Source organism: uncultured Rhodococcus sp. (assembly GCF_963525155.1).
Classification (GTDB): domain Bacteria; phylum Actinomycetota; class Actinomycetes; order Mycobacteriales; family Mycobacteriaceae; genus Rhodococcus_F; species Rhodococcus_F qingshengii.
This window is the reverse complement of record NZ_CAURKP010000050.1, coordinates 1-18,502: the sequence shown is the minus strand read 5'-3', so window position 1 is coordinate 18,502 and position 18,502 is coordinate 1. Positions and strand designations below refer to the sequence as shown.

The following is an 18,502-nucleotide window of genomic DNA, read 5'->3' as shown; positions in this document are numbered from 1 at the left end:
TATCGCTACAGACGTACTCCGGTCTCCGCGGAAAAGAAGTACACCTCGCCGGCCTTGGGCAGCAGATGAAGCGGCTCCCCCGGTGCCACCGACATCTTCCGGTCGACGCGAATGACGATTCGACCGGATCGGCTCTGCCACTGCGAATCCGGGGCACCCTTTGCATAGACGAACGATTCGGCTCCCAACTCTTCGAGCAGATCGGCATCCACGGCCAGCGAGCCCTTTCGCCACGCTCCCACCAGATCCCACGACTCCGGGCGCACTCCCACGACGACCCGCTCCCGCTCGGACGCCCCGGTGGGCAGCGGAATCCGCAGATCACCGAGCACTGCGACGGTACCCTCGACCGGCGCTTCGATCAGGTTCATGCCGGGCGATCCGATGAAGGCGGCCACAAAGGTGTTGACGGGGTTGTCGTAGAGTTCGCGCGGCTTCGCCACCTGCTGCAAGCGACCGTCCAGCATGACCGCCACCCGGTCTCCCATCGTCATCGCCTCGACCTGATCGTGGGTGACGTAGACCGTCGTGGTGCCGAGTCGACGCTGTAAGGCGGCGATCTGCGACCGTGTGCTGACGCGTAGTTTGGCATCCAGATTGCTGAGCGGCTCATCCATGCAGAACACCTTGGGATGGCGAACGATGGCTCTACCCATGGCGACTCGCTGGCGTTGCCCACCGGACAGCTTGGCCGGTTTACGTCCGAGCAGCGGTTCGAGCTCGAGCATCCGTGCTGCCTCGAGTACCCGTTCCCGTCGCTCGGCCTTTCCTACTCCCGCGTTCTGGAGCGCAAAACCCATGTTCTGCTCGACGGTCATGTTCGGGTACAGCGCGTAACTCTGAAACACCATGGCGACGTCACGTGCTCGCGGAGCGAGGTGCGTGACGTCCGTGCCGCCGATCTCGATCCGACCGTCCGACGCGGACTCGAGACCGGCGAGCATTCGCAGGCTGGTGGACTTACCGCAACCGGAAGGTCCTACGAGTACCAGGAACTCACCGTCGGCGATGTCGAGGTCGAGACGGTCGACTGCCGGTCGATCAGTTCCTTCGTAGCGGTGCGTGACTCCCGCGAATTGCACGTTGGCCATGAGTGTTCTCTCCTACTACTTCGGCAGCTTGGGGGTGATCTGCCGGTCGATGATCTGCTGCAACTGCGTGGCAACGCCGGCGAATGTCGATGCGACGTCGGCCTTCTGGAGAGCGATCTGCTCGAGTCCGGTGCCGATGATCTGATCCCCACCCGGGACGAACACGCGTGCGTAGTCCTGCGAGCGCGTACGCGAGAGCTGATCCACAGCGGTACGGGAGTTGGGGTTCGCGTCGAGGAACGCCTTCATGCTCGGCTCCGAGGTTGCCGACTTGCGGACCGGCATGTAGCCGACGTTCTGCGAGAAGTACGCCGTGTTCTCACCATTGGTGATGAAGTCGATGAACTTGAGCGCGTTCTTCTTACGCTGATCGGAGATCTTGGACGGGATGGCAAGCCCGGCACCGCCGGTGGGGCAACCGGGAGTTCCGTCCACTGCCGGGAGGAAAGCGGTGCCGAAGTCGAAGTTGGCAGTCTTCTTGATGCCGGACAGATCGCCCGTCGACGCGATGGTCGACGCCAGAATGCCGGTACCGAATTCGTTCGCGATGTCAGTGGAGACCGCGGCGTACTTCTTGTCGTGAATCATGCTGGAGAGGAACTGCCCTGCGGCAATGGTCTTCTCGTTGTCGAGCTGCAGATTCCACTGGTCGGAGTACGAGCCGCCGAACGTCCAGATGGGGCCTTCGTAGGTCCAGCCGAGGTAATCCTTCGCGTTGCCCCACCCGTGTGCCAACTTGCCGTTGCCCACGACCTTCTGCAGCTCGGGTCCCCACTCGTCGAACTCCTGCCATGTCGCCGGCCCACGGTCGGGAAGACCTGCCTGCGACCAGACCGCCTTGTTGTAGTAGAACAACGGCGTCGACCGCGCGTAGGGAAGCGCATAGTGCTTGCCCTGGAACAGGTAGTCGGCGAGCAGTGAATCGACGTAGTCGGCCGAGTCGACGCCCACCTCGGAGAAGAGTCCGTCAAGCGGCTCGATTGCCCCGGCCAGTGCATAGTTGAACCACCAGACATCGGACAGCACAACCACATCGGGCACATCTCCACCGGAGAGGGCAGCGTTGAACTTCTGTGCCACCTCTTCGTAGTTCTTGCCGCCGTCCACCAAGTTGACCTTCAGGTCCGGGTACTTGGTCTGGAAGCGGTTGATCAGTTCCTTCTCCACGTCGGTGGACTTACCCGGGTGGTTCGACCAGAAGGTGATGGTGTTGGAATCACCCGACGCACCGGATGTTCCCGCAGCATCAGCGCTCGACCCGCCGGATCCCGCGCACGCGGTCAGTGCGGCGCCGGCGGCGATTGCACCGCCGAGGCTCAAGAATCCGCGCCTGTTCATGTTTGCCATTACTGCTCCTCGAGAACGACATGTGACGGGACCGCGGTCAGCCCTTGACCGCACCGGAGGTGCGGCCCTTGATCATGTGTCGTTGCAGCAGAAGGAAAATCACCAGGATCGGTAGCATCGTCAGCACCGTTCCTGCCATGACCGGACCCCAGTTGGTAAGTCCGTCGTTGTTCTGCAGTTGGGTCAATCCGATCGGCAGCGGCGCTACCGAGGAATCGTCGGACATGAGGAACGGCCACAGGTACTCGTTCCATTCGTTGACCACCGTGATGATGCCGAACGCCACCATCGTGGGTCCGGAAACGGGGAGCACCACGCGCCAGAGCAACCGCCAGTGGCCGGCTCCGTCCATCCGCGCCGCCTCGACGATCTCCGAAGGGATCGAGAGGAAGTGGTTGCGCATGAGGAACGTACCGAAGGCTACACCCGCGAGCGGAACTATGATGCCCTGGAACGTGTTACGCCAGCCCCACTCTGCCACGAGCGCGTAATTCGAGATCACGGTGATCTGGTTCGGAACCATCAATGCGGCGATGATTCCGAGAAAGACGAAGTTCTTCCCCGGGAAGCGCAGGAAAACAAGCCCATAGGCGCTGAGAGTCCCCAGAACGAACTTCGCCGCCGACAGAATCGTCGTGATCACTATCGAGTTCCGCAAGAACATCCAGAACGGGACCGATGTGGTTGCTTCCGAATAGTTTTCGGGATGCAGCGACGACGGCCACCACGTTGCCGGCTGCGTGTAGATCTCCGGGCGCTCCTTGAACGAGGTCATCACGATCCAGTAGAGCGGCAGGACGATGATGACCAACGCGATCACCATTGCCGCATAGCCGAGGATCTTCACACCGACCTCACGCCGGTCCACGTTCTTGCGGTCCGGGCCGGGCCTAACGACGGAAGTCGGAGCAGCGCTTTTCTTTTCCTCTACCGCTGTCATTTCTCTTCTCCCCGATCCATGGCACGAACCTGGTAGACGGTGATGATCAGCAGGATCAGGAACATGATGGTGGCAACCGTCGCACCGTAGCCCGCCCGGAAGTTTCGGAACGTCTCGTTGTACACCTGGTAGACCATCGTTGTCGTCCCTGTCCCCAGCGGGCCACCTCGGGTCATGACGTTGATGATGTCGAAGACCTGGAGCGAGTTGAGCATGACGGTGATGGAGAGGAAGAACGTCGTCGGGCGCAACTGAGGTAGGAGAACCCGGCGGAACTTGGTCCACGGCTTGGCACCGTCGATTTCGGCGGCTTCGTTCAACTCTTGCCGAACTCCCTGCAGCGCAGCGAGATAGATGACAAACGTGTAGCCGAGGTTCTTCCACATGTATGTCACCGTCACCATGAACAGCGCCCAGTGGGGGTCCTGATAGAAGTCGGGCGATTGGAGTCCGACGCGGTGCAGGAGATCCTGGATCAGACCGAAGTTGGGGTCGAAGACGAACTGAAACGCGACACCGATCGCTGCACCGGAGATGACGAACGGAGCGAAGATGGCCGACCGGACCAGGTTTCGCCCGACGAGCTTGCGATCGAGCAGCATGGCCAACGCCAAACCGATGACCATCGAACCCACCACTGTGACCAATGTGAATACCACTGTGTTGGTGACGATCTGCCAGGTGTCGCTTCGTCCGAACCACTCGCGGTAATTGCTCAGCCCGATGAACGTCGCCTTCGGGTCCGCAATGTTCCAGTCGAAGAACGAAAGTCGGATGTTGTCCACCAGCGGGCGATAGGTGAACAAGATCAGCAACGCGAGATTGGGACCTACCAAGAGCGCGAAGAGCGCGTAATCACGCCATGGTCTGCCCCACAGACCTGGCTTGCCTGATGTGGGCAGCGTTCTTTCCGGACTCGATCTCACTGAGGCAGTCTGACCGCCCGCAACGAATGAATGGTGAACGTACAAGACACTCGAGCTGAACGCGACACGAAAAAGGCCCTGCGCGAATACTTCTCACACAGGGCCTTCGTCGGAGAGCTCTAGCGGTTCCAGTCACCCAATCCGTCGGCGCCACTGAGGACTCCACCTGCGGTGTTCTGCACGATCACCGGGTCGCCCTTGCCAGCGTTCTCGAAGAACCACTTGGCATCCTCGGTGCTGACATTGAGGCAGCCGTGGCTGACGTTGGTGAAACCTTGTTGCGCAACCGACCACGGAGCTGCATGGACGAAGATGCCACTGTAGGAAATTCGCGTCGCGTACTCGACGTAGGTGCGGTACCCCTCGGGAGAATCGATCGGAACGCCGTACGTGGACGAATCCATGTACATGTCGCGCAGCTGCTCGCCGACGATGTACGTGCCGTTCGGTGTTTCGTGGCCCGGCTTGCCGAACGACGTCGGCATGGTGCGCACGACCTCGCCGTTGCGGGTGACCGTGACCTGCTTGGTGTTGTCGTCCGCGACCGTGACGAGCGCATCACCGATGTTGAACGTGGAGTGCGATTCACCGGCGTCGACGGTCACGGAGATGTTCGCCGGCCAGAACTGTGTCGGCTTCCAACGGACCTGGCTGTCGTTGATCCAGTAGAAGCTGCCCTCGACCGGCGGATCGGTGGTCACGCGAATAGCGCGTTCGGCCGTCGCACGGTCGCCGACGGCCTCGTTGAATCGAATGATGATCGGCTGCGCGATACCGACGGTCTCACCCGCAGACGGATTGAGTGACGGAGCGGAGAAGTTGGGGACGCCGATGGGCGCCTGGATCGGCGTACCCGGGATGCCGGGAACCGGAATTGCCGGGTCGAGGTACGGAACGCCGGGGATCACGGGCAACGGGATGTCGGGTCCACCGGGAAAGAGCGGAACAGCCGCGGAGGGTCCGGCCAGAGCGAGGCCGGCGGCCACTGCTCCGACGATTGCCACGGCAACCCGTGACGTCCGACGACCCTGTTTGCTGCCCATGTCACTACCTTCGCTCGACTGACCACGTACTCACGTGGATCGTGCGCGGCCGGCATCGATACCCGCCTGGTACCGATGCCGATGCACCATTCGGACGCACCCGCTCGGAGCACACCTACACACCCGAGCACACCGAAGAGAGCAAACCGCACATTTCCATAGTCATTAACACACAAAAGCGGCAATCGAGCAATTCGGATGTTCGCCCAAACGTTGCTATCCCTCGCTCCGGGCAGCCGCCAACATGGATTCGATGGAGATGAGTTTGGTTCGCGGCCGTCCGGTTGCGGCACCGGATGCGCGTTCTGCCTTGTCGATACGCTGCCAACCTTGATAGTCCACCTGATCCGGCGACCGGTCTGCCAACAAAACCTGCAACTTGTCGGCATCCTCGGTCGGGGTGGCGAGGCGCCCACCAGCGAAGTCGTCGAAGATCATCGACACGGTCTCGGCGGAGCAGTACTTGTTGGTGCCGATCACGCCAGTCGGTCCGCGCTTGATCCAACCCGCGACGTAGACACCCGGGATCGGCGTGCCGGTCTCGGTGTCGATTACTCTGCCGTTCTCGTTGGGGATCACGCCGCGAGCGTCGTCGAAGGGCAAGTCGGCCATCGGTGTGCCGCGGTATCCGACCGACCGAAGCACCAGTGAAGTGTCGATCGTCTCCTCGGTCTCGGTAGGCCGGGCGGAGAGCTGACCGGTCGGCGTTGCCACCAATTCGTTTTTCACGATCCGCACCTGTGAGACTGCACCGTCGCCGAGGACCTCGACGGGAGAGGTGAGGAACCGGAGAACGATCCGCTTGCGAGAAGGATCTGCGGTACGCGAAGCAAATTCCTGCGCCTGCTTGACCTTGAGCAGGACGGACGGCTCGGCGGCATCGCTGTCCACGAACGCCTGACTGGCCTCGTCGAGTTCGGCTTCGATCGGGTCGACGACTACGTCCACGTTCGCCATCTGTCCGAGCGCCAACAGTTCGGGATTGGTGTACGCGGCCTGCGCCGGCCCACGACGCCCGAGAATGACCACCTCACGAATCTTGCTGTTCCGCAGCGCTTCCAATGCGTGCTCGGCGAGGTCCGTCTTCGCAAGCTGGTCAGGGTCGGTCACCAGGATGCGTGCGACGTCGAGTGCGACGTTGCCGTTTCCGACGATCACCGCTCGCTCGCCGGACAGATCGAAAGTCCGATCGGCATATCCCGGGTGGCCGTTGTACCAGGCGACGAACTCGGTGGCGGCGTGACTTCCCGGCAGATCCTCGCCCGGGATCTCGAGCTTGCGATCCCCGGCAGCACCCACCGCGTAGATCACTGCGTGGTGATGGTCCAAGAGTTCCGAATGCGAGATGTGGGTGCCCACCTCGACGTTGAAGTGGCAGCGCACCGTCTTCTTCGCGACGACGGCGCGGAACTGATCGGTGACCCCCTTGGTTCCGGGATGGTCTGGCGCCACGCCGGCGCGCACCAAACCGTAGGGAGTGGGAAGTCGATCGAACATGTCGACCTCGACGCGAGGCTTGCCGGTCAGTTCCATCGCCGCGTAGCAGGCGGCCGGGCCGGAGCCGACGATCGCCACTTTCAGCGTTCCCAGTTCGGGATCGATCTTGGCCATCGTGATCGGCTCGGGCCAATCCGGGCCCATCGGATGCTTCTCGAAGTACGACGCGTTCATCTGAAGGTACGGCGCGTCGTCCTCGTCGAGTTCGTTGTCCGGGAAGATCGCCTCGACCGGGCACTCGTCCACACACGCACCACAATCGATGCAGGTGTCGGGATCGATGTAGAGCATTTCGGTGGTCGCGAACGGAGCTTCGTCCGGTGTCGGGTGAATGCAATTGACCGGACACACGTCAACACACGAGGCGTCGTTGCAGCACGGCTGCGTGATCACATACGCCATGACATTCCCCTATCCCTGAAACACGAAGCTCGAACTGGTTCCCAGACTATAACGTGTTCCAATTTGGCGCGAGAATCGTTTTCAGATCACCCCATTGCGCTTCAGCAGCCACACCGTCTGCACGGTGGAGTGACCTCGCCATTCCAACGCCGCGGCGGGTGAATAGCTGTCGAAATCCACCGCCCAACCGCCGTCGCCATGTTGTCGCGCAGCGAGCGCAGACAGTTCGGACTCGATCACTGATGCGTCGAACAACGCGCGGGTCGGGCCGCCGGGAAGCGGTGAGAAATCGAGGGGCCGCATGAATTCGCCCTCGGCTCCCCCGTCCACGTGAACCAAGCCGTCAGCCGGGATACGCGAACCAAGAGTGCTCACCAACGACGACGCTTCGGGACTGTTCCGGTGAACCGCGTCGAGAAACTGCAAGGCAAAGGCCAGCTCGAGGGCATGGAGAGAATCCGCCCCGTCGATCGCGTCGAGGCAATATCGAACGGCAGAGGCGAACCACGGATGTTCGGCGACGGCCTCGTCGAATTCGGCAACGCGAGCCGCTGCAGCACACACGATGCTGGTGATCTGCAACGACGGCGCCAACGGATCCGCATCCACCCAGAAGTGCGCACAACCGGCCGGGTCGGCGATCGGGAAGGCGAACGGCAAACCGCCGTCTGCCAGCGAATTGGTCTGCAACCAGTCGCACAGTTCGACCGCTCTGGGCGTCGGCGTTCCGATGTCGGCAAACGCTTCGAAGGCATGCAGCGCGCCGCCAGGTTGGCTCGATGCCGAGCGAAGATCCGGTTCGAGTCCCCAGCCGTACCCACCGTCCGGGTTGTGATAACTGTCCACAGCCGCCAATGCCGCGGTCCGGTCACCCTGTCCGAGAATCAAATTCAGTCGATGCCGATCGAGAGTTCTGGCATGTCCCGCCATGAACCCGACGGCCGCCCTGAGATCAACACTCATGAACGACGACTCAAGATTCGTCGCCGTCGAGCCGGAAGCCGACCTTCAACGTGACCTGGAAATGCGCCACGGCGCCGTTCTCGATGTGACCGCGAGTTTCCACCACCTCGAACCATTCGAGGTTGCGCACCGTCTCGTTCGCCCGGGCGATGGCGGTGCGAATTGCCGCGTCACTGCTCTCGGTGGACGAGCCGACGATCTCGGTCACCCGGTACACGTTGCTGCTCATGGCATTCCCTTCGTGTCAGATTCGACGAACCAACTCCTGCGCCTCGGCGCCGAGCCTCGCAAGGCGAAGATCACCGAGAGCTGTCACAGCACTACCCAACCTGTTGGTGGTGAAACCGAGCGAGAGTCCGCTGGACAGGTCCGCATACGCGCCTGAACCGCCGACTCCGTAGTGGCCTATCGCATTCCGCGGCTGCCGCCGCGCGGCAATGATCGGCGGGTGGTAACCGAGAGTCCAGTTGGGCCGCACCGCCAGCACGTAATCCCGATCGCGAGTCTGGATGGTCGACATCTGGTCGATGGTCGATTCCTTCAGGAACCGCTTCCCGTCGATCACGCCGCCGTTCGCGATGGCGCCGTACATCTTCGCGAGAGCACGCGCGCTGAACACTCCGTTCCAGCCCGGCATGACGGCGTCGTGGACAGCCGGGTTGCGCACCATGACGTCGAAACCGTCCGGCATCGCGGCCTCCGCGAGTCCGCGAGTCGGACCGACGTGTGAGAGCACGGTCGACGCGAAGGCCCAGTTCAAGCCGGCAGGGTTGATATGTGGGAACAGCTTCGCGATCCGTGGACGCTCGGTTTCCGGTACGCGGTACCAGAATTCGTCGACTCCGAGGGGCTTCGCTATCTCCGCTTGTACGACGTCGATGAACGGCTGACCGGACACCCTGGCCACAAGTTCGGCTACCAACCAGCCGTAGGTCACAGCGTGATAGCCGGGGCCTCGAAGCCGACGCAGATCCGGTTTCTCGGCAGCCAGGGCGGCAACGACCGCGTCGTAGTCCATCAGGTCGAGAGGATGCGGCATCAAGCCGCGAACTCGGTGAAGGCCCGCGCGATGTGACATCAGTTCGCGGACGGTGATCTTGTCCTTGCCGGCCGCCGCGAATTCAGGCCAGTACCGAGCAACCGGAGCGTCGTAGTCGATCAACCCACGTTCGGCGAGTCGGTGAACGACGGTGCTGGCGACGCCTTTGCCGGTCGAGAACGACAGCGACACCGTGTCGTGGTCCCAGCGCCGATCACGATCGGCATTGCCGGCCCAGATGTCGAGCACTTTCTCACCGCCCAGGTACACGACGAGAGCGCCGCCACCTTGTTGCGGTTGGCGATACATCGCGAAAAAGCGGTCGGCCAAGGGAAGGAATCGCCGGTCCACGTACAGCTCGGTGCGCGAAGGCACCTCCACCCGGGCGAGCGAACCCCGTCGTGCACTGGGAGTCATCGCGTCCTCCGATCCCCGCTGATCAAGTTGCCCGGTCACCCGATCGGTGGCAGGAGCTTGACACCATTGTGACCACTGTCACGCAAGAGGCTCAGGGCCGGGGTGCCCTCACGGGGTGACCCACGTCGAAGTGCCGTCGCTGAAACATCCCTGACCTGTGGCGATATTGAAAACAAGGGTGGGACCACCTGAGCAGATCGCCCCGACGTCCGCGTCACCCACTGCCGCTCTGCCACCAGGCCCACTGAGCACGACGGCAAATGGTGAGGAGTCGGTGCGACCGAGTGCGAGCGAACCCGGGCCGTACGCGACGGCGGCAAGCAGCCCACCGCGCGACTCCGCTGCAGCAACGCCGCCGAAGAGTCCGACGCCCGCCGACCGGCCACCGTCTCGCGAATCGGCGACGCCGACGCCGTCGCCCTCCACGTGTGAAATCGCGTAACTGGAGGGATCTGCCACCGCTCGGCATGCGGATGACCCGTCGACGATCGTCTGATCTTGGCCGCGCGCCGAACAATCCAACGTCGCGGCCGACGCTGTTCCGCTACCGAGTGACAATCCGAAGGCGGCAAGAATCACGCCACCCGCCGCTAAGCTTGCTGCTCGCATTTTCCGGCGATCCATATCCAACCCCCACAGTGCATTCGACGTGACCGTACATTCGACGTCTGATCGAATTACCCGATATGTCCGCCTCTGACGCTACCCGTCTTTGTTCTTCCGATCGCGGTCCTTGCTCGGTTGAACACGTTTGGGTTCACCGGGCATTTTGGGATAGTTCGGCGGGTACGGCAGATCGCCCAGTCCTGCCGCCAGATCCTTCTCCCACATCTCCAACAGAACATCGAGGGCAAAGGCCTTGTCGTGCATGGCTTCCATCGGATCACCACGATCGGCGAGCAAGCCGGGAACCGTGGCGATGGTGCAGTCGTCTGGATGCACGTCGCGCAGTTCGTCCCAGGTCACCGGCGTCGACACAGTTGCGATCGGCGTCTTACGAGCGGAATACGCCGCCGCGATCGTCCGGTCACGGGCATTCTGATTGAAGTCGATGAAGATCCGTTCACCCCGCTCTTCCTTCCACCACGCGGTTGTGGCGCGATCGGCACTACGACGTTCGACTTCACGGGCGAGGGCGATACCCGCGTGGCGGACCTCGACAAAATCCCAGCGCGCCTCGAGCGGGATGTAGACGTGAAGGCCTCGGCCACCGGACGTCTTGGGAAATCCTTCCAATCCCAACTCGGCGAGCAGAGGGCGAAGGACCTCGTCCGCGATGGCAACGGCCTCGTCGAACCCGGTCCCCGGTTGCGGATCGAGATCGATGCGGAGTTCGTCCGGGTGGTCGGTGTCCGGGCACCGCACGGCCCAGGGATGAAACGTGACAGTCCCGAGATTGGCGGCCCACACGATGTTCGCAGCACTTCGCACTCGAAGGACGTCGGCCTTGCGTCCCGACGGGAACGTGACCTCGCAGGATTCGACGTGCTCGGGCCGCTTTGCCGGCAGCCGCTTCTGGTAAACCTCTTCGCCCTCGATGCCGTCGGGGAATCGCTGAAGATGCGTGGGCCGATCTTGGAGCGCCCGCAACGCTGCACCCTGCAGCGCCACCGTTCGGTAGTACTCGACAAGATGCCGTTTGGTTCCGCCGTCCTCACCCAACTGCGGATAGTAGATCTTGTCCGGGCTCGACAGTCGGACCGCGATCCCGTCGACGTCCAGTTCCTCTGCCGGGCTCGCCATCACTTACCACCTGCAAGTACATCCGCGAAGTCGTATCGCACCGGAACCTCCAACTGATCGAATGTGCATTCGTCGGGCACCCTGTCCGGACGCCAGCGCAGGAATCGTGCAGCGTGCCGAAAGCGTTCCCCTTCCATCTGGTCGTATGCCACTTCCAGCACCCGCTCCAGACGAAGCGGAATCCACGAGCGGTCTGCGGCAGATCTCCACCGACTGGCCTCGCCTTCGGCCACAACGTCCTCCCCGAGCCGCAGAGGTTCGAGTTCGGCCAACAACTCGATCCGCCGCGCCGCGGTGAAAGCAGAAGCGCCACCGACCATCTTCAATTCGGAACCGTCGTACAGACCAAGAAGCATCGAACCGATACCTGGCTGACTCTTGTGGGGACGGTAGCCCAGCAGTACGACATCCGCGGTCCTGGCGTGTTTCACCTTGATCATCTCGCGCTTGTTCGGCAGGTACGGTCCCGCCAGCTTCTTGGCGACAACCCCGTCGAGACCCGCGCCTTCGAAGGTTTCGAACCAGGCCATTGCTTCGGCGCTGTCTGCCGTCGCTGCCGTGACGTGGCAACTCGGCCCGCCACCGATGCAATCGAGGAGCAGCGCACGTCGGACCCCGAAGTCCTCGATCGAGACGTCGCGATCGCCGAGCGCCAGTAAATCGAACCCGACAAATTGCGCTGGCGTCTGTTCCGACAACAATGCGACGCGGCTCGCGGCGGGATGAATCCGCTCGGAGAGCGCTTCCCAACTCAGACGCGTCACACCGTCGATCTCACGGGGAACCACCAGTTCTCCGTCCACGACACATTTTTCGGGCAATTCAGACTTGACAGCTTCCACCGCTTCGGGAAAGTACCGCGCCAGGTCCTTTCCTCCTCGCGACCCGAGCACCACTTCGTCACCGTCACGAAAGATGATTGCTCGAAATCCGTCCCATTTCGGCTCGTACGACCACGTCGGGTCACCGGACTCGGGCTGAGGCGGCACAGTGGCCGCAGCCTTCGCGAGCATCGGGGCGAGCGGCGGCATCAGGGGTAGCTCCACCTACCCATACTGACAGTCCGGTTGGCAATTCGACTACCGATGTATTGGAATAGGTCCCGAACAATCCACGAACCAACAGAATTATCCAAGAATCAACAAAGGGGTCCTTATGTCCGGAATCGTCCGGCGACTTTGCACTGCGGTGATCGCAACTTCTGCAATCGCCGCCTTCACCGTCGGTTGCGGTTCCGACATCGAGCCGAAAGCCATTGCGGAATCATCTTCCTCGGTTGCCGATTCGACCACTACCTCCGCGGCCCCGACCACCTCGAAGATCACCGGCCAGGAAGGCTCGGACGACGGCGGCGACGTCGACATCGACGTGTCGATCGGTGATTGCGTCAAGCTCGGAGGCACCACGACGGCCGCAGAAATCGACAACGCGGACTGCGGTAGCAAGGATTCCAACTACAAGGTGGTCGCCAAGGTTCCCACCTCTGATCTGTGTGCCTCCGACGTCGACTCGTACTACTACGAGACCCTCGCGGGTGACGAGCAGGGCGCTGTCTGTCTCGACGTCGACTGGGTAGTCGGCGGATGCATGGATCTCGGCAGCGGAATGGATGAGCCCGCCCGCATCGAATGCTCGGATACCAGCGGCACCAACGTCGTCGAGGTCGTCGAAATTCTGCAGAACTCAACGTCGATCGACGAATGCGGTTCGGGGGCAGACTCGGGATTCGAGCACCCGGAACGTAAGTTTACGGTCTGCGTCGCAACGCTCTGATTCGAGCGCCCTCCCGAAAAACACCTGTGCGCCTTGACAACCGATCTCGGGTGTCAAGGCGCACAGCGCTTTCTACACCAACGCTTTCTACAACCAGCCCCGACGTTTGAAGATCGTGTAGAGACTTCCACACGTCAGGAACATCATCGAGAGTGCAAACGGATAGCCCAAGTGCCAGTGCAGCTCCGGCATGTCGTCGAAGTTCATTCCGTACACGGTTCCGATGAGCGTCGGCGCGAAGAGAATTGCCGCCCACGCCGAGACCTTCTTGATCTCCTCGTTCTGCGCGTAGCTCGCCTGCGTCAGATTGCGCATCTCCTCGTTCTGGTTCTGCGACACCAGAGTTGCGTTCACCGTGAGGATGTTTCCGAGCAACTGACGAAAGCCGTCGGCCCGCTCCACCACCGTCGTCGCATGGTCGGTGACGTCGCGGAGGTAACGCTGGAGCTCCTCGTCCGTGTGGTACTTGTCGAACCCTGCCGACAACCCACGCAGCATCCCCAGCAGCGGACGAGTCGCCCGCTGGAATTCGATCACCTCACGGGTCAATTCGTAGATGCGACGCGAAACTCCGGGATCGCCACTGAATACTTCGGTTTCGATCTCGTCGATGTCGTTCTGCAGGCCGGCCACCACCGGGGCGTACCCGTCGACGACTGCGTCGAGAATGGCATAGAGAACGGCCTCGGTACCCAACCGCAACAGGTCAGGATCGTTCTCCATGCGAGTCCGCACCGCCGACAGATCCGGCGATTCACTGTGACGGACGGTCAGAATGAAGTTCGGACCACAGAAGATGTGCAACTCGCCGAATTCGACCCGCTCGGTCTCGTCGCGGTACCGCGCAGCACGCAGCACCACGAACAGTGTCTTGCCGTAGCGCTCGAGCTTGGGGCGCTGGTGCGCGACGATCGCATCCTCGACCGCCAGTTCGTGAAGGTCGAAATGTTGTGCAGCGGCATACAACTGGGCGTCGTCCGGCCGGTACATGCCGATCCACGCCATCGACTGCGAATCCGGAAGGCATGACAGTGCTTCCGCCAGCGTGGACGGTGACGCTATCCGCTCGCCGTCGCGGTACACGCCGCTGTTGACGACGGTCGATTCGACGGGCGCCACCGCCTCGGGCGGGGCAGCCTTGACGACGGTGCGTGCGGCACGCGAGTGTCCGGGATGTGAGTCACCGAGCCCCGCGGAACGACGTGGCAGTACCGAACGTGAACGACGAAATTCGCGCATGCTGAACAGCTTTCGAGGGAAGAGTGAACGACGACGCTTGCTTCACAGCAAAGCCGAAGCCGATGAACACACGATGAAGCTGCAGCAAAATACCGGATCAACCCGGGCGGCTACAGCTTCAGTTGGTACTCGGAGGTTGGCCACGCATTACAGCCACACCTCCTCTTCCCTGAATTCCTACGCAAGTCCGCGCACGACGCCAACATGCTACCCCGACTGTCAGAGCACGACAAACCGAACGACAAGCCGCAGGACAGCACGAACCGGTCGGAGGAAACCCGCTCGACGAATGCAGCTTTCAGTCAGTTCGCAGCGCGCAATCCGCCGATCAACAGTTCGACGATCTGGTCCGCCAACGACTCCGTCTCCGCCAACGTCTGCCCTTCACGCCTTCGGTACCAGAGGTCGATGCCGTTGAGACTGCTGAGGAGTACTTTTGCCGCCATCCGAGGTGAGCCCACGCGAATGGAACCATCCGCGACGCCTTCGGTCATCACGTCGACGAACAGATTCTCGTAGTCGAGTCGCAGCGAATTCAGCTCCACGAGGACTTGCTGTTGCCTCGGCTTGAGCGCGGAGTTCATCTGGCCCCGGACACCTTGGTGGATCGTGTGGTGGTACCCGAGATGCGTCATGAGATTGACCAGGTGGGCGTGCGACATCGCTTCGAGACGCGCGAGGCCGCTTTCTGCCCCGCCCATCCGAGACTCGACCTCAGCGCGGAGCAGGCTCATCCCGCGCTCGTAGATTGCCAGGTAGATGTCGAACTTCGAACGAAAGTGGTAGTAGACAAGACCTTTGGTGGCGCCGATTCGATCGGCCAGTAAATCTACAGTCGTGGCTGCGTAACCGTCTTCGGCAAAGGCGTCGGCGGCGCTGGTGATGATCGCGGATCGCACGTCCGGAAGATCACTACTCATTCGACTTCCACTCCCATTCACACTGCCTGCCGGCCCTTGACTGTTTCCACGCCATCGCATAGTAATACTGAGTAGTATCCCAGATCAGAGAGGTTTTCCAATGTCGTTGGATTTTTCCGGCAAGGTAGCGATCATCACGGGCGCAGGCGGCGGACTCGGCCGTTCACACGCATTGGCCCTCGCCGCACGCGGCGCACGCGTCGTCGTCAACGACATGGGTGGCTCGGTCAACGGCAGTGGCGGCGCTGATACCGCAGCCGCCAAAGTAGTGGCGGAAATCGTCGAGCTGGGCGGCGAGGCCATCGCGGACCACTGCGACATCACCGACGTCGACGCCGTTGCCGCCATGGTCGCGACGGCCGTGGACAAGTGGGGCCGCGTGGACATCCTGATCAACAACGCCGGAATCCTGCGCGACAAGTCGTTCATCAAGGCCGAGCTCGACGACTTCCGCAAAGTCATCGACGTGCATCTGATGGGTTCCGTCATCTGTTCCAAGGCAGTCTGGCCGCACATGGTCGAACAGAACTACGGACGCATCCTCATGACTACGTCGGCATCGGGAATTTACGGCAACTTCGGCCAGGCGAACTACGGCGCCGCGAAGTCCGGCGTCGTCGGCCTGATGAACGTTCTCGCCATCGAGGGCGAACGCAAGGGCATCCGCGTCAACTCGCTGGCCCCGACCGCCGCGACCCGCATGACCGAAGACCTCCTCGACGAGAAGACTCTCGCTCTGCTTGCACCCGAATCGATTTCACCCGGCGCACTGTTCATGGTCTCCGATGACGCACCTACGAAGACCATCCTCAGCGCCGGCGCCGGCGTCTTCGCGATCGCTCGCATGGAAGAGTCGCAGGGCGTCTACATCCCCGAAGGCGCACTCTCCCCCGAGGTCGTCGCCGAACGGTGGTCCGAGATCAGTGACATGACCGATTCCGTCCAGGTGCCCGCGGCGTTCGATCAGACCCGCCGGTTCGTCGAGAAGGCCGTGGCGGAGCAGCCCAGCAACTGAGCAGGGCAACCAGACAACTGATCGACCCCGCTCCCCCTAAGGTGTGGTGGTGACCACACCTACGGGAGTATCGATCGTCGACATCGTCGACAGACTGGGAATGACGTTCCTCAGCGGTGGCGACACCGTCGACGGCGCCCGCACTGTCAGCCGCGTGACCCTGCACGAAGGGTCCGAAGCTACCCAGGACAGTGCGGGCGCCGTCGTACTCGGCGCAGGTCTCGCAGGTTCGGCCGATATCGCAACGGCGGTAAGAGAATACGGCTCGGCAGGTGCGGTAGCGCTGATCGTCAAAGAGCCCCTGGACTTCGACGGCCTCGTCGAGAAGGCGGTGGCCGACACCGACGTCGCACTCCTCGGAATGGTCAAGGATGCAAGCTGGCTGCAAAGCGCGTCGTTGATCAACGAGATCCTCGAATCCGGCAACAACGGGGACCGCACGTCGGCCGCCGACGCCGACCTGTTCGATCTTGCCAACTCGATCGCTCAGGTATTGAACGGCCCGGTCACCATCGAGAATCAGTCGAGCCGGATCCTCGCGTTCTCGGCGGATCAAGCCTTCGGCGACGAGGCACGTAAGCAGAGTGTTCTCGGACATCAAGTGCCGCAGCACTATTCCGATCGGCTCAGGTCAATGGGGTATTTCAACAAGATCTACGGCTCTACCCTGCCGGTATTTCTACCGGGTATCGGGCCGGGCATCAGGCCCCGCGTCGGCATGCGAATACATGCGGCATCGCAGATCCTCGGTTCGATCTGGGTGATCTTGGACGAGGAGCCGAACGAATTACAGGTCAAAACGCTCGTCGAGGCTGCGGGCGTGGCCGCCATGAGTTTGCTTCGCGCCAAGCTGGCCGCGGATTCGGCACGACGGCTGAGGCTGGGTGAGGTGATCACACTACTCAGTGGCGGCACTTCGGCCAAGGAAGCGGCCGAGCGACTGGGCTACGGTCGTTCGAAGGCAACCGTGCTGGCGGCCGGCTTCCGTGGCGGCGCCGGCGCGTCGTTGGAGGCCGAAGCCGACGTCGATCAACTGACCCTGACACTCAATACCTATCTCCACCAGGTATTTCCACTGTCGGTGGCGGCAGCGATCGGCGGCACCGTCTACGCCGTCATCCCGCACACCCGGCATCAGACCGACGACGACTACGTGCGCCGGATCGCGTCGGAGTTCGCAGACCGTTCCCGTTCGGAGAAGTCGGTGGTCATCGGAATCGGTGCAACGGTGACCGACGTGATGACGCTGGAGAAGTCACGCGACGAAGCCGACCGAGCGCTTCGCGTTCTGAGGTCGACGTGGAATTCCTCGGGCCGGACCGTCGCGCGTGCCGACGACGTGCAGATCAATTCCCTGCTTCTACGCCTCTCCGACGCCCTGGCTGACGAGAACGAGACCGCGTCGGGTCCACTCGCCGTTCTACGCGAATACGACCGCACGCACGACATTAACCTCGTCGACACACTCCGCGCCTGGCTCGACACGTTCGGTGACATTCCGGCGGCTGCGTCCTTGGTTCACATCCACGTCAACACCTTCCGGTATCGCCTCAAGAAGCTTGCCGGAATTGCCGGCATCGATCTCGACGACCCCGAGACGCGATTCAGTCTGATGCTCCAGATTCGTCTCTTTTATCCGGCGACGTCGTAGCGATCTACCAAATCTCACGGAACCTTCGTAAATTCGGACGATGCTCTCCTTCTTTTGTTGGGTGAAGATTCATGCAATCGTCTTTTGCTCCCCACTCGACAGACCTCGCGTCGTTCGGGTCGGGACTTCATCTCCCGGAGGCACCATGAAACAACGGTCCTACGCACTACTGGCCGCGGCAACCGGCACTGTCCTTGCCCTGACCGCATGCTCGTCGGGTGGATCATCAGGTTCGGGTGGGGGTGAGCCGCTCACCGACGGCACCTTCAAGTTTGCACTCGTGGCCGACCCCGGCGCTCTGAATCCGCTGATGACTGCCGCTTCACCGGCACACGCACTGGCACGTCTGAGCTACGACTATCTGCTCAACCCAGATCCCGATACCGGCGTCACCAAGCCGTGGCTCGCCGAAAAATGGGAAGAGACAACTACTTCCGCGTCGTTCACCATTCGCGACGGCGTCACCTGTAACGACGGATCCGCTCTGACTGCCCAG

Annotated in this window: 17 protein-coding genes and 1 pseudogene; 4 read left to right on the top strand and 14 right to left on the bottom strand. The window is 62.0% G+C overall.

The window, feature by feature from the left end; translation table 11 throughout:
* Nucleotides 1–5 precede the first annotated feature (5 nt).
* The 12 genes from RWT78_RS12935 to RWT78_RS12880 all read right to left on the bottom strand — a co-directional run bounded on the left by RWT78_RS12935 (nucleotide 6) and on the right by RWT78_RS12880 (nucleotide 12,454).
* Nucleotides 6–1,091, bottom strand: coding sequence for an ABC transporter ATP-binding protein (locus RWT78_RS12935; protein WP_003940552.1), 1,086 nt, complete (start codon nucleotides 1,089–1,091; stop codon nucleotides 6–8).
* Nucleotides 1,092–1,106: 15 nt separating this feature from the next.
* Nucleotides 1,107–2,438: an ABC transporter substrate-binding protein gene (locus RWT78_RS12930; protein ID WP_003940485.1), complete on the bottom strand. Its 1,332-nt coding sequence runs from the start codon at nucleotides 2,436–2,438 to the stop codon at nucleotides 1,107–1,109.
* Between the two features lie 37 nt (nucleotides 2,439–2,475).
* Complete coding sequence (locus tag RWT78_RS12925; RefSeq protein WP_314676022.1) at nucleotides 2,476–3,378, bottom strand: carbohydrate ABC transporter permease; 903 nt, start codon at nucleotides 3,376–3,378, stop codon at nucleotides 2,476–2,478.
* Nucleotides 3,375–4,349 (bottom strand): carbohydrate ABC transporter permease, encoded by a 975-nt coding sequence (locus RWT78_RS12920; protein ID WP_003940557.1) that lies wholly within the window; start codon nucleotides 4,347–4,349, stop codon nucleotides 3,375–3,377. Before RWT78_RS12920 ends, RWT78_RS12925 begins: the two co-directional genes overlap by 4 nt.
* Before the next feature lie 74 nt (nucleotides 4,350–4,423).
* Complete coding sequence (locus RWT78_RS12915) at nucleotides 4,424–5,347, bottom strand: Ig-like domain-containing protein (RefSeq protein WP_003940437.1); 924 nt, start codon at nucleotides 5,345–5,347, stop codon at nucleotides 4,424–4,426.
* A gap of 216 nt (nucleotides 5,348–5,563) precedes the next feature.
* Complete coding sequence (locus RWT78_RS12910; RefSeq protein WP_007731395.1) at nucleotides 5,564–7,246, bottom strand: FAD-dependent oxidoreductase; 1,683 nt, start codon at nucleotides 7,244–7,246, stop codon at nucleotides 5,564–5,566.
* A gap of 81 nt (nucleotides 7,247–7,327) precedes the next feature.
* A complete protein-coding gene (locus RWT78_RS12905) occupies nucleotides 7,328–8,209 on the bottom strand; it encodes a hypothetical protein (protein ID WP_314676018.1) in 882 nt (293 codons plus the stop codon).
* Between the two features lie 10 nt (nucleotides 8,210–8,219).
* Complete coding sequence (locus tag RWT78_RS12900; RefSeq protein WP_003939815.1) at nucleotides 8,220–8,438, bottom strand: dodecin; 219 nt, start codon at nucleotides 8,436–8,438, stop codon at nucleotides 8,220–8,222.
* 15 nt (nucleotides 8,439–8,453) lie between these two features.
* Entirely contained in the window at nucleotides 8,454–9,665 is a 1,212-nt protein-coding gene (locus RWT78_RS12895) for a serine hydrolase domain-containing protein (protein ID WP_314676016.1), read from the bottom strand.
* Between the two features lie 108 nt (nucleotides 9,666–9,773).
* The gene (locus RWT78_RS12890; RefSeq protein ID WP_037128623.1) at nucleotides 9,774–10,289 is read right to left on the bottom strand and encodes a DUF6764 family protein; all 516 of its coding nucleotides are present in this window, start codon (nucleotides 10,287–10,289) and stop codon (nucleotides 9,774–9,776) included.
* A 78-nt stretch (nucleotides 10,290–10,367) separates the two neighbouring features.
* Nucleotides 10,368–11,408, bottom strand: a complete 1,041-nt coding sequence (ligD, locus tag RWT78_RS12885; RefSeq protein WP_003940248.1) for a non-homologous end-joining DNA ligase — start codon at nucleotides 11,406–11,408, stop codon at nucleotides 10,368–10,370.
* Nucleotides 11,408–12,454 carry an ATP-dependent DNA ligase gene (locus RWT78_RS12880; protein WP_314676013.1) on the bottom strand — a complete coding sequence of 349 codons (1,047 nt, stop codon included), beginning with the start codon at nucleotides 12,452–12,454 and terminating at the stop codon, nucleotides 11,408–11,410. The genes ligD and RWT78_RS12880 overlap by 1 nt, the downstream gene beginning before the upstream one ends.
* Nucleotides 12,455–12,563: 109 nt before the next feature.
* Between RWT78_RS12880 and RWT78_RS12875 the strand changes: the two genes are divergently transcribed.
* Nucleotides 12,564–13,181: a hypothetical protein gene (locus RWT78_RS12875; protein ID WP_007731384.1), complete on the top strand. Its 618-nt coding sequence runs from the start codon at nucleotides 12,564–12,566 to the stop codon at nucleotides 13,179–13,181.
* Nucleotides 13,182–13,268: 87 nt separating this feature from the next.
* On the opposite strand, the gene RWT78_RS12870 is transcribed toward RWT78_RS12875, so the two are convergent.
* The gene (locus tag RWT78_RS12870) at nucleotides 13,269–14,420 is read right to left on the bottom strand and encodes a magnesium and cobalt transport protein CorA (protein WP_007731382.1); all 1,152 of its coding nucleotides are present in this window, start codon (nucleotides 14,418–14,420) and stop codon (nucleotides 13,269–13,271) included.
* Between the two features lie 302 nt (nucleotides 14,421–14,722).
* The gene (locus RWT78_RS12865) at nucleotides 14,723–15,340 is read right to left on the bottom strand and encodes a TetR/AcrR family transcriptional regulator (protein ID WP_003940047.1); all 618 of its coding nucleotides are present in this window, start codon (nucleotides 15,338–15,340) and stop codon (nucleotides 14,723–14,725) included.
* A 100-nt stretch (nucleotides 15,341–15,440) separates the two neighbouring features.
* Here RWT78_RS12865 and RWT78_RS12860 point away from each other — a divergent pair, with 100 nt between their 5' ends.
* From RWT78_RS12860 to RWT78_RS12850, 3 genes and pseudogenes are all read left to right on the top strand, one after another.
* Nucleotides 15,441–16,355, top strand: coding sequence for an SDR family NAD(P)-dependent oxidoreductase (locus RWT78_RS12860; RefSeq protein ID WP_007731375.1), 915 nt, complete (start codon nucleotides 15,441–15,443; stop codon nucleotides 16,353–16,355).
* Nucleotides 16,356–16,404: 49 nt separating this feature from the next.
* Complete coding sequence (locus RWT78_RS12855; protein WP_314676009.1) at nucleotides 16,405–18,006, top strand: helix-turn-helix domain-containing protein; 1,602 nt, start codon at nucleotides 16,405–16,407, stop codon at nucleotides 18,004–18,006.
* A gap of 145 nt (nucleotides 18,007–18,151) precedes the next feature.
* A pseudogene (locus RWT78_RS12850) lies at nucleotides 18,152–18,502 on the top strand (ABC transporter substrate-binding protein); the annotation flags it as partial.

Excerpts from the sequence above, each read along its gene's own strand:
- RWT78_RS12915 (WP_003940437.1), bottom strand. The coding sequence starts at position 5,347 with ATGGGCAGCAAACAGGGTCGTCGGACGTCACGGGTTGCCGTGGCAATC.
- RWT78_RS12865 (WP_003940047.1), bottom strand. The coding sequence starts at position 15,340 with ATGAGTAGTGATCTTCCGGACGTGCGATCCGCGATCATCACCAGCGCC.
- RWT78_RS12930 (WP_003940485.1), bottom strand. The coding sequence starts at position 2,438 with ATGGCAAACATGAACAGGCGCGGATTCTTGAGCCTCGGCGGTGCAATC.
- RWT78_RS12905 (WP_314676018.1), bottom strand. The coding sequence starts at position 8,209 with ATGAGTGTTGATCTCAGGGCGGCCGTCGGGTTCATGGCGGGACATGCC.
- RWT78_RS12860 (WP_007731375.1), top strand. The coding sequence starts at position 15,441 with ATGTCGTTGGATTTTTCCGGCAAGGTAGCGATCATCACGGGCGCAGGC.
- ligD (WP_003940248.1), bottom strand. The coding sequence starts at position 11,408 with ATGGCGAGCCCGGCAGAGGAACTGGACGTCGACGGGATCGCGGTCCGA.
- RWT78_RS12925 (WP_314676022.1), bottom strand. The coding sequence starts at position 3,378 with ATGACAGCGGTAGAGGAAAAGAAAAGCGCTGCTCCGACTTCCGTCGTT.
- RWT78_RS12935 (WP_003940552.1), bottom strand. The coding sequence starts at position 1,091 with ATGGCCAACGTGCAATTCGCGGGAGTCACGCACCGCTACGAAGGAACT.
- RWT78_RS12875 (WP_007731384.1), top strand. The coding sequence starts at position 12,564 with ATGTCCGGAATCGTCCGGCGACTTTGCACTGCGGTGATCGCAACTTCT.
- RWT78_RS12900 (WP_003939815.1), bottom strand. The coding sequence starts at position 8,438 with ATGAGCAGCAACGTGTACCGGGTGACCGAGATCGTCGGCTCGTCCACC.
- RWT78_RS12910 (WP_007731395.1), bottom strand. The coding sequence starts at position 7,246 with ATGGCGTATGTGATCACGCAGCCGTGCTGCAACGACGCCTCGTGTGTT.
- RWT78_RS12890 (WP_037128623.1), bottom strand. The coding sequence starts at position 10,289 with ATGGATCGCCGGAAAATGCGAGCAGCAAGCTTAGCGGCGGGTGGCGTG.
- RWT78_RS12870 (WP_007731382.1), bottom strand. The coding sequence starts at position 14,420 with ATGCGCGAATTTCGTCGTTCACGTTCGGTACTGCCACGTCGTTCCGCG.
- RWT78_RS12895 (WP_314676016.1), bottom strand. The coding sequence starts at position 9,665 with ATGACTCCCAGTGCACGACGGGGTTCGCTCGCCCGGGTGGAGGTGCCT.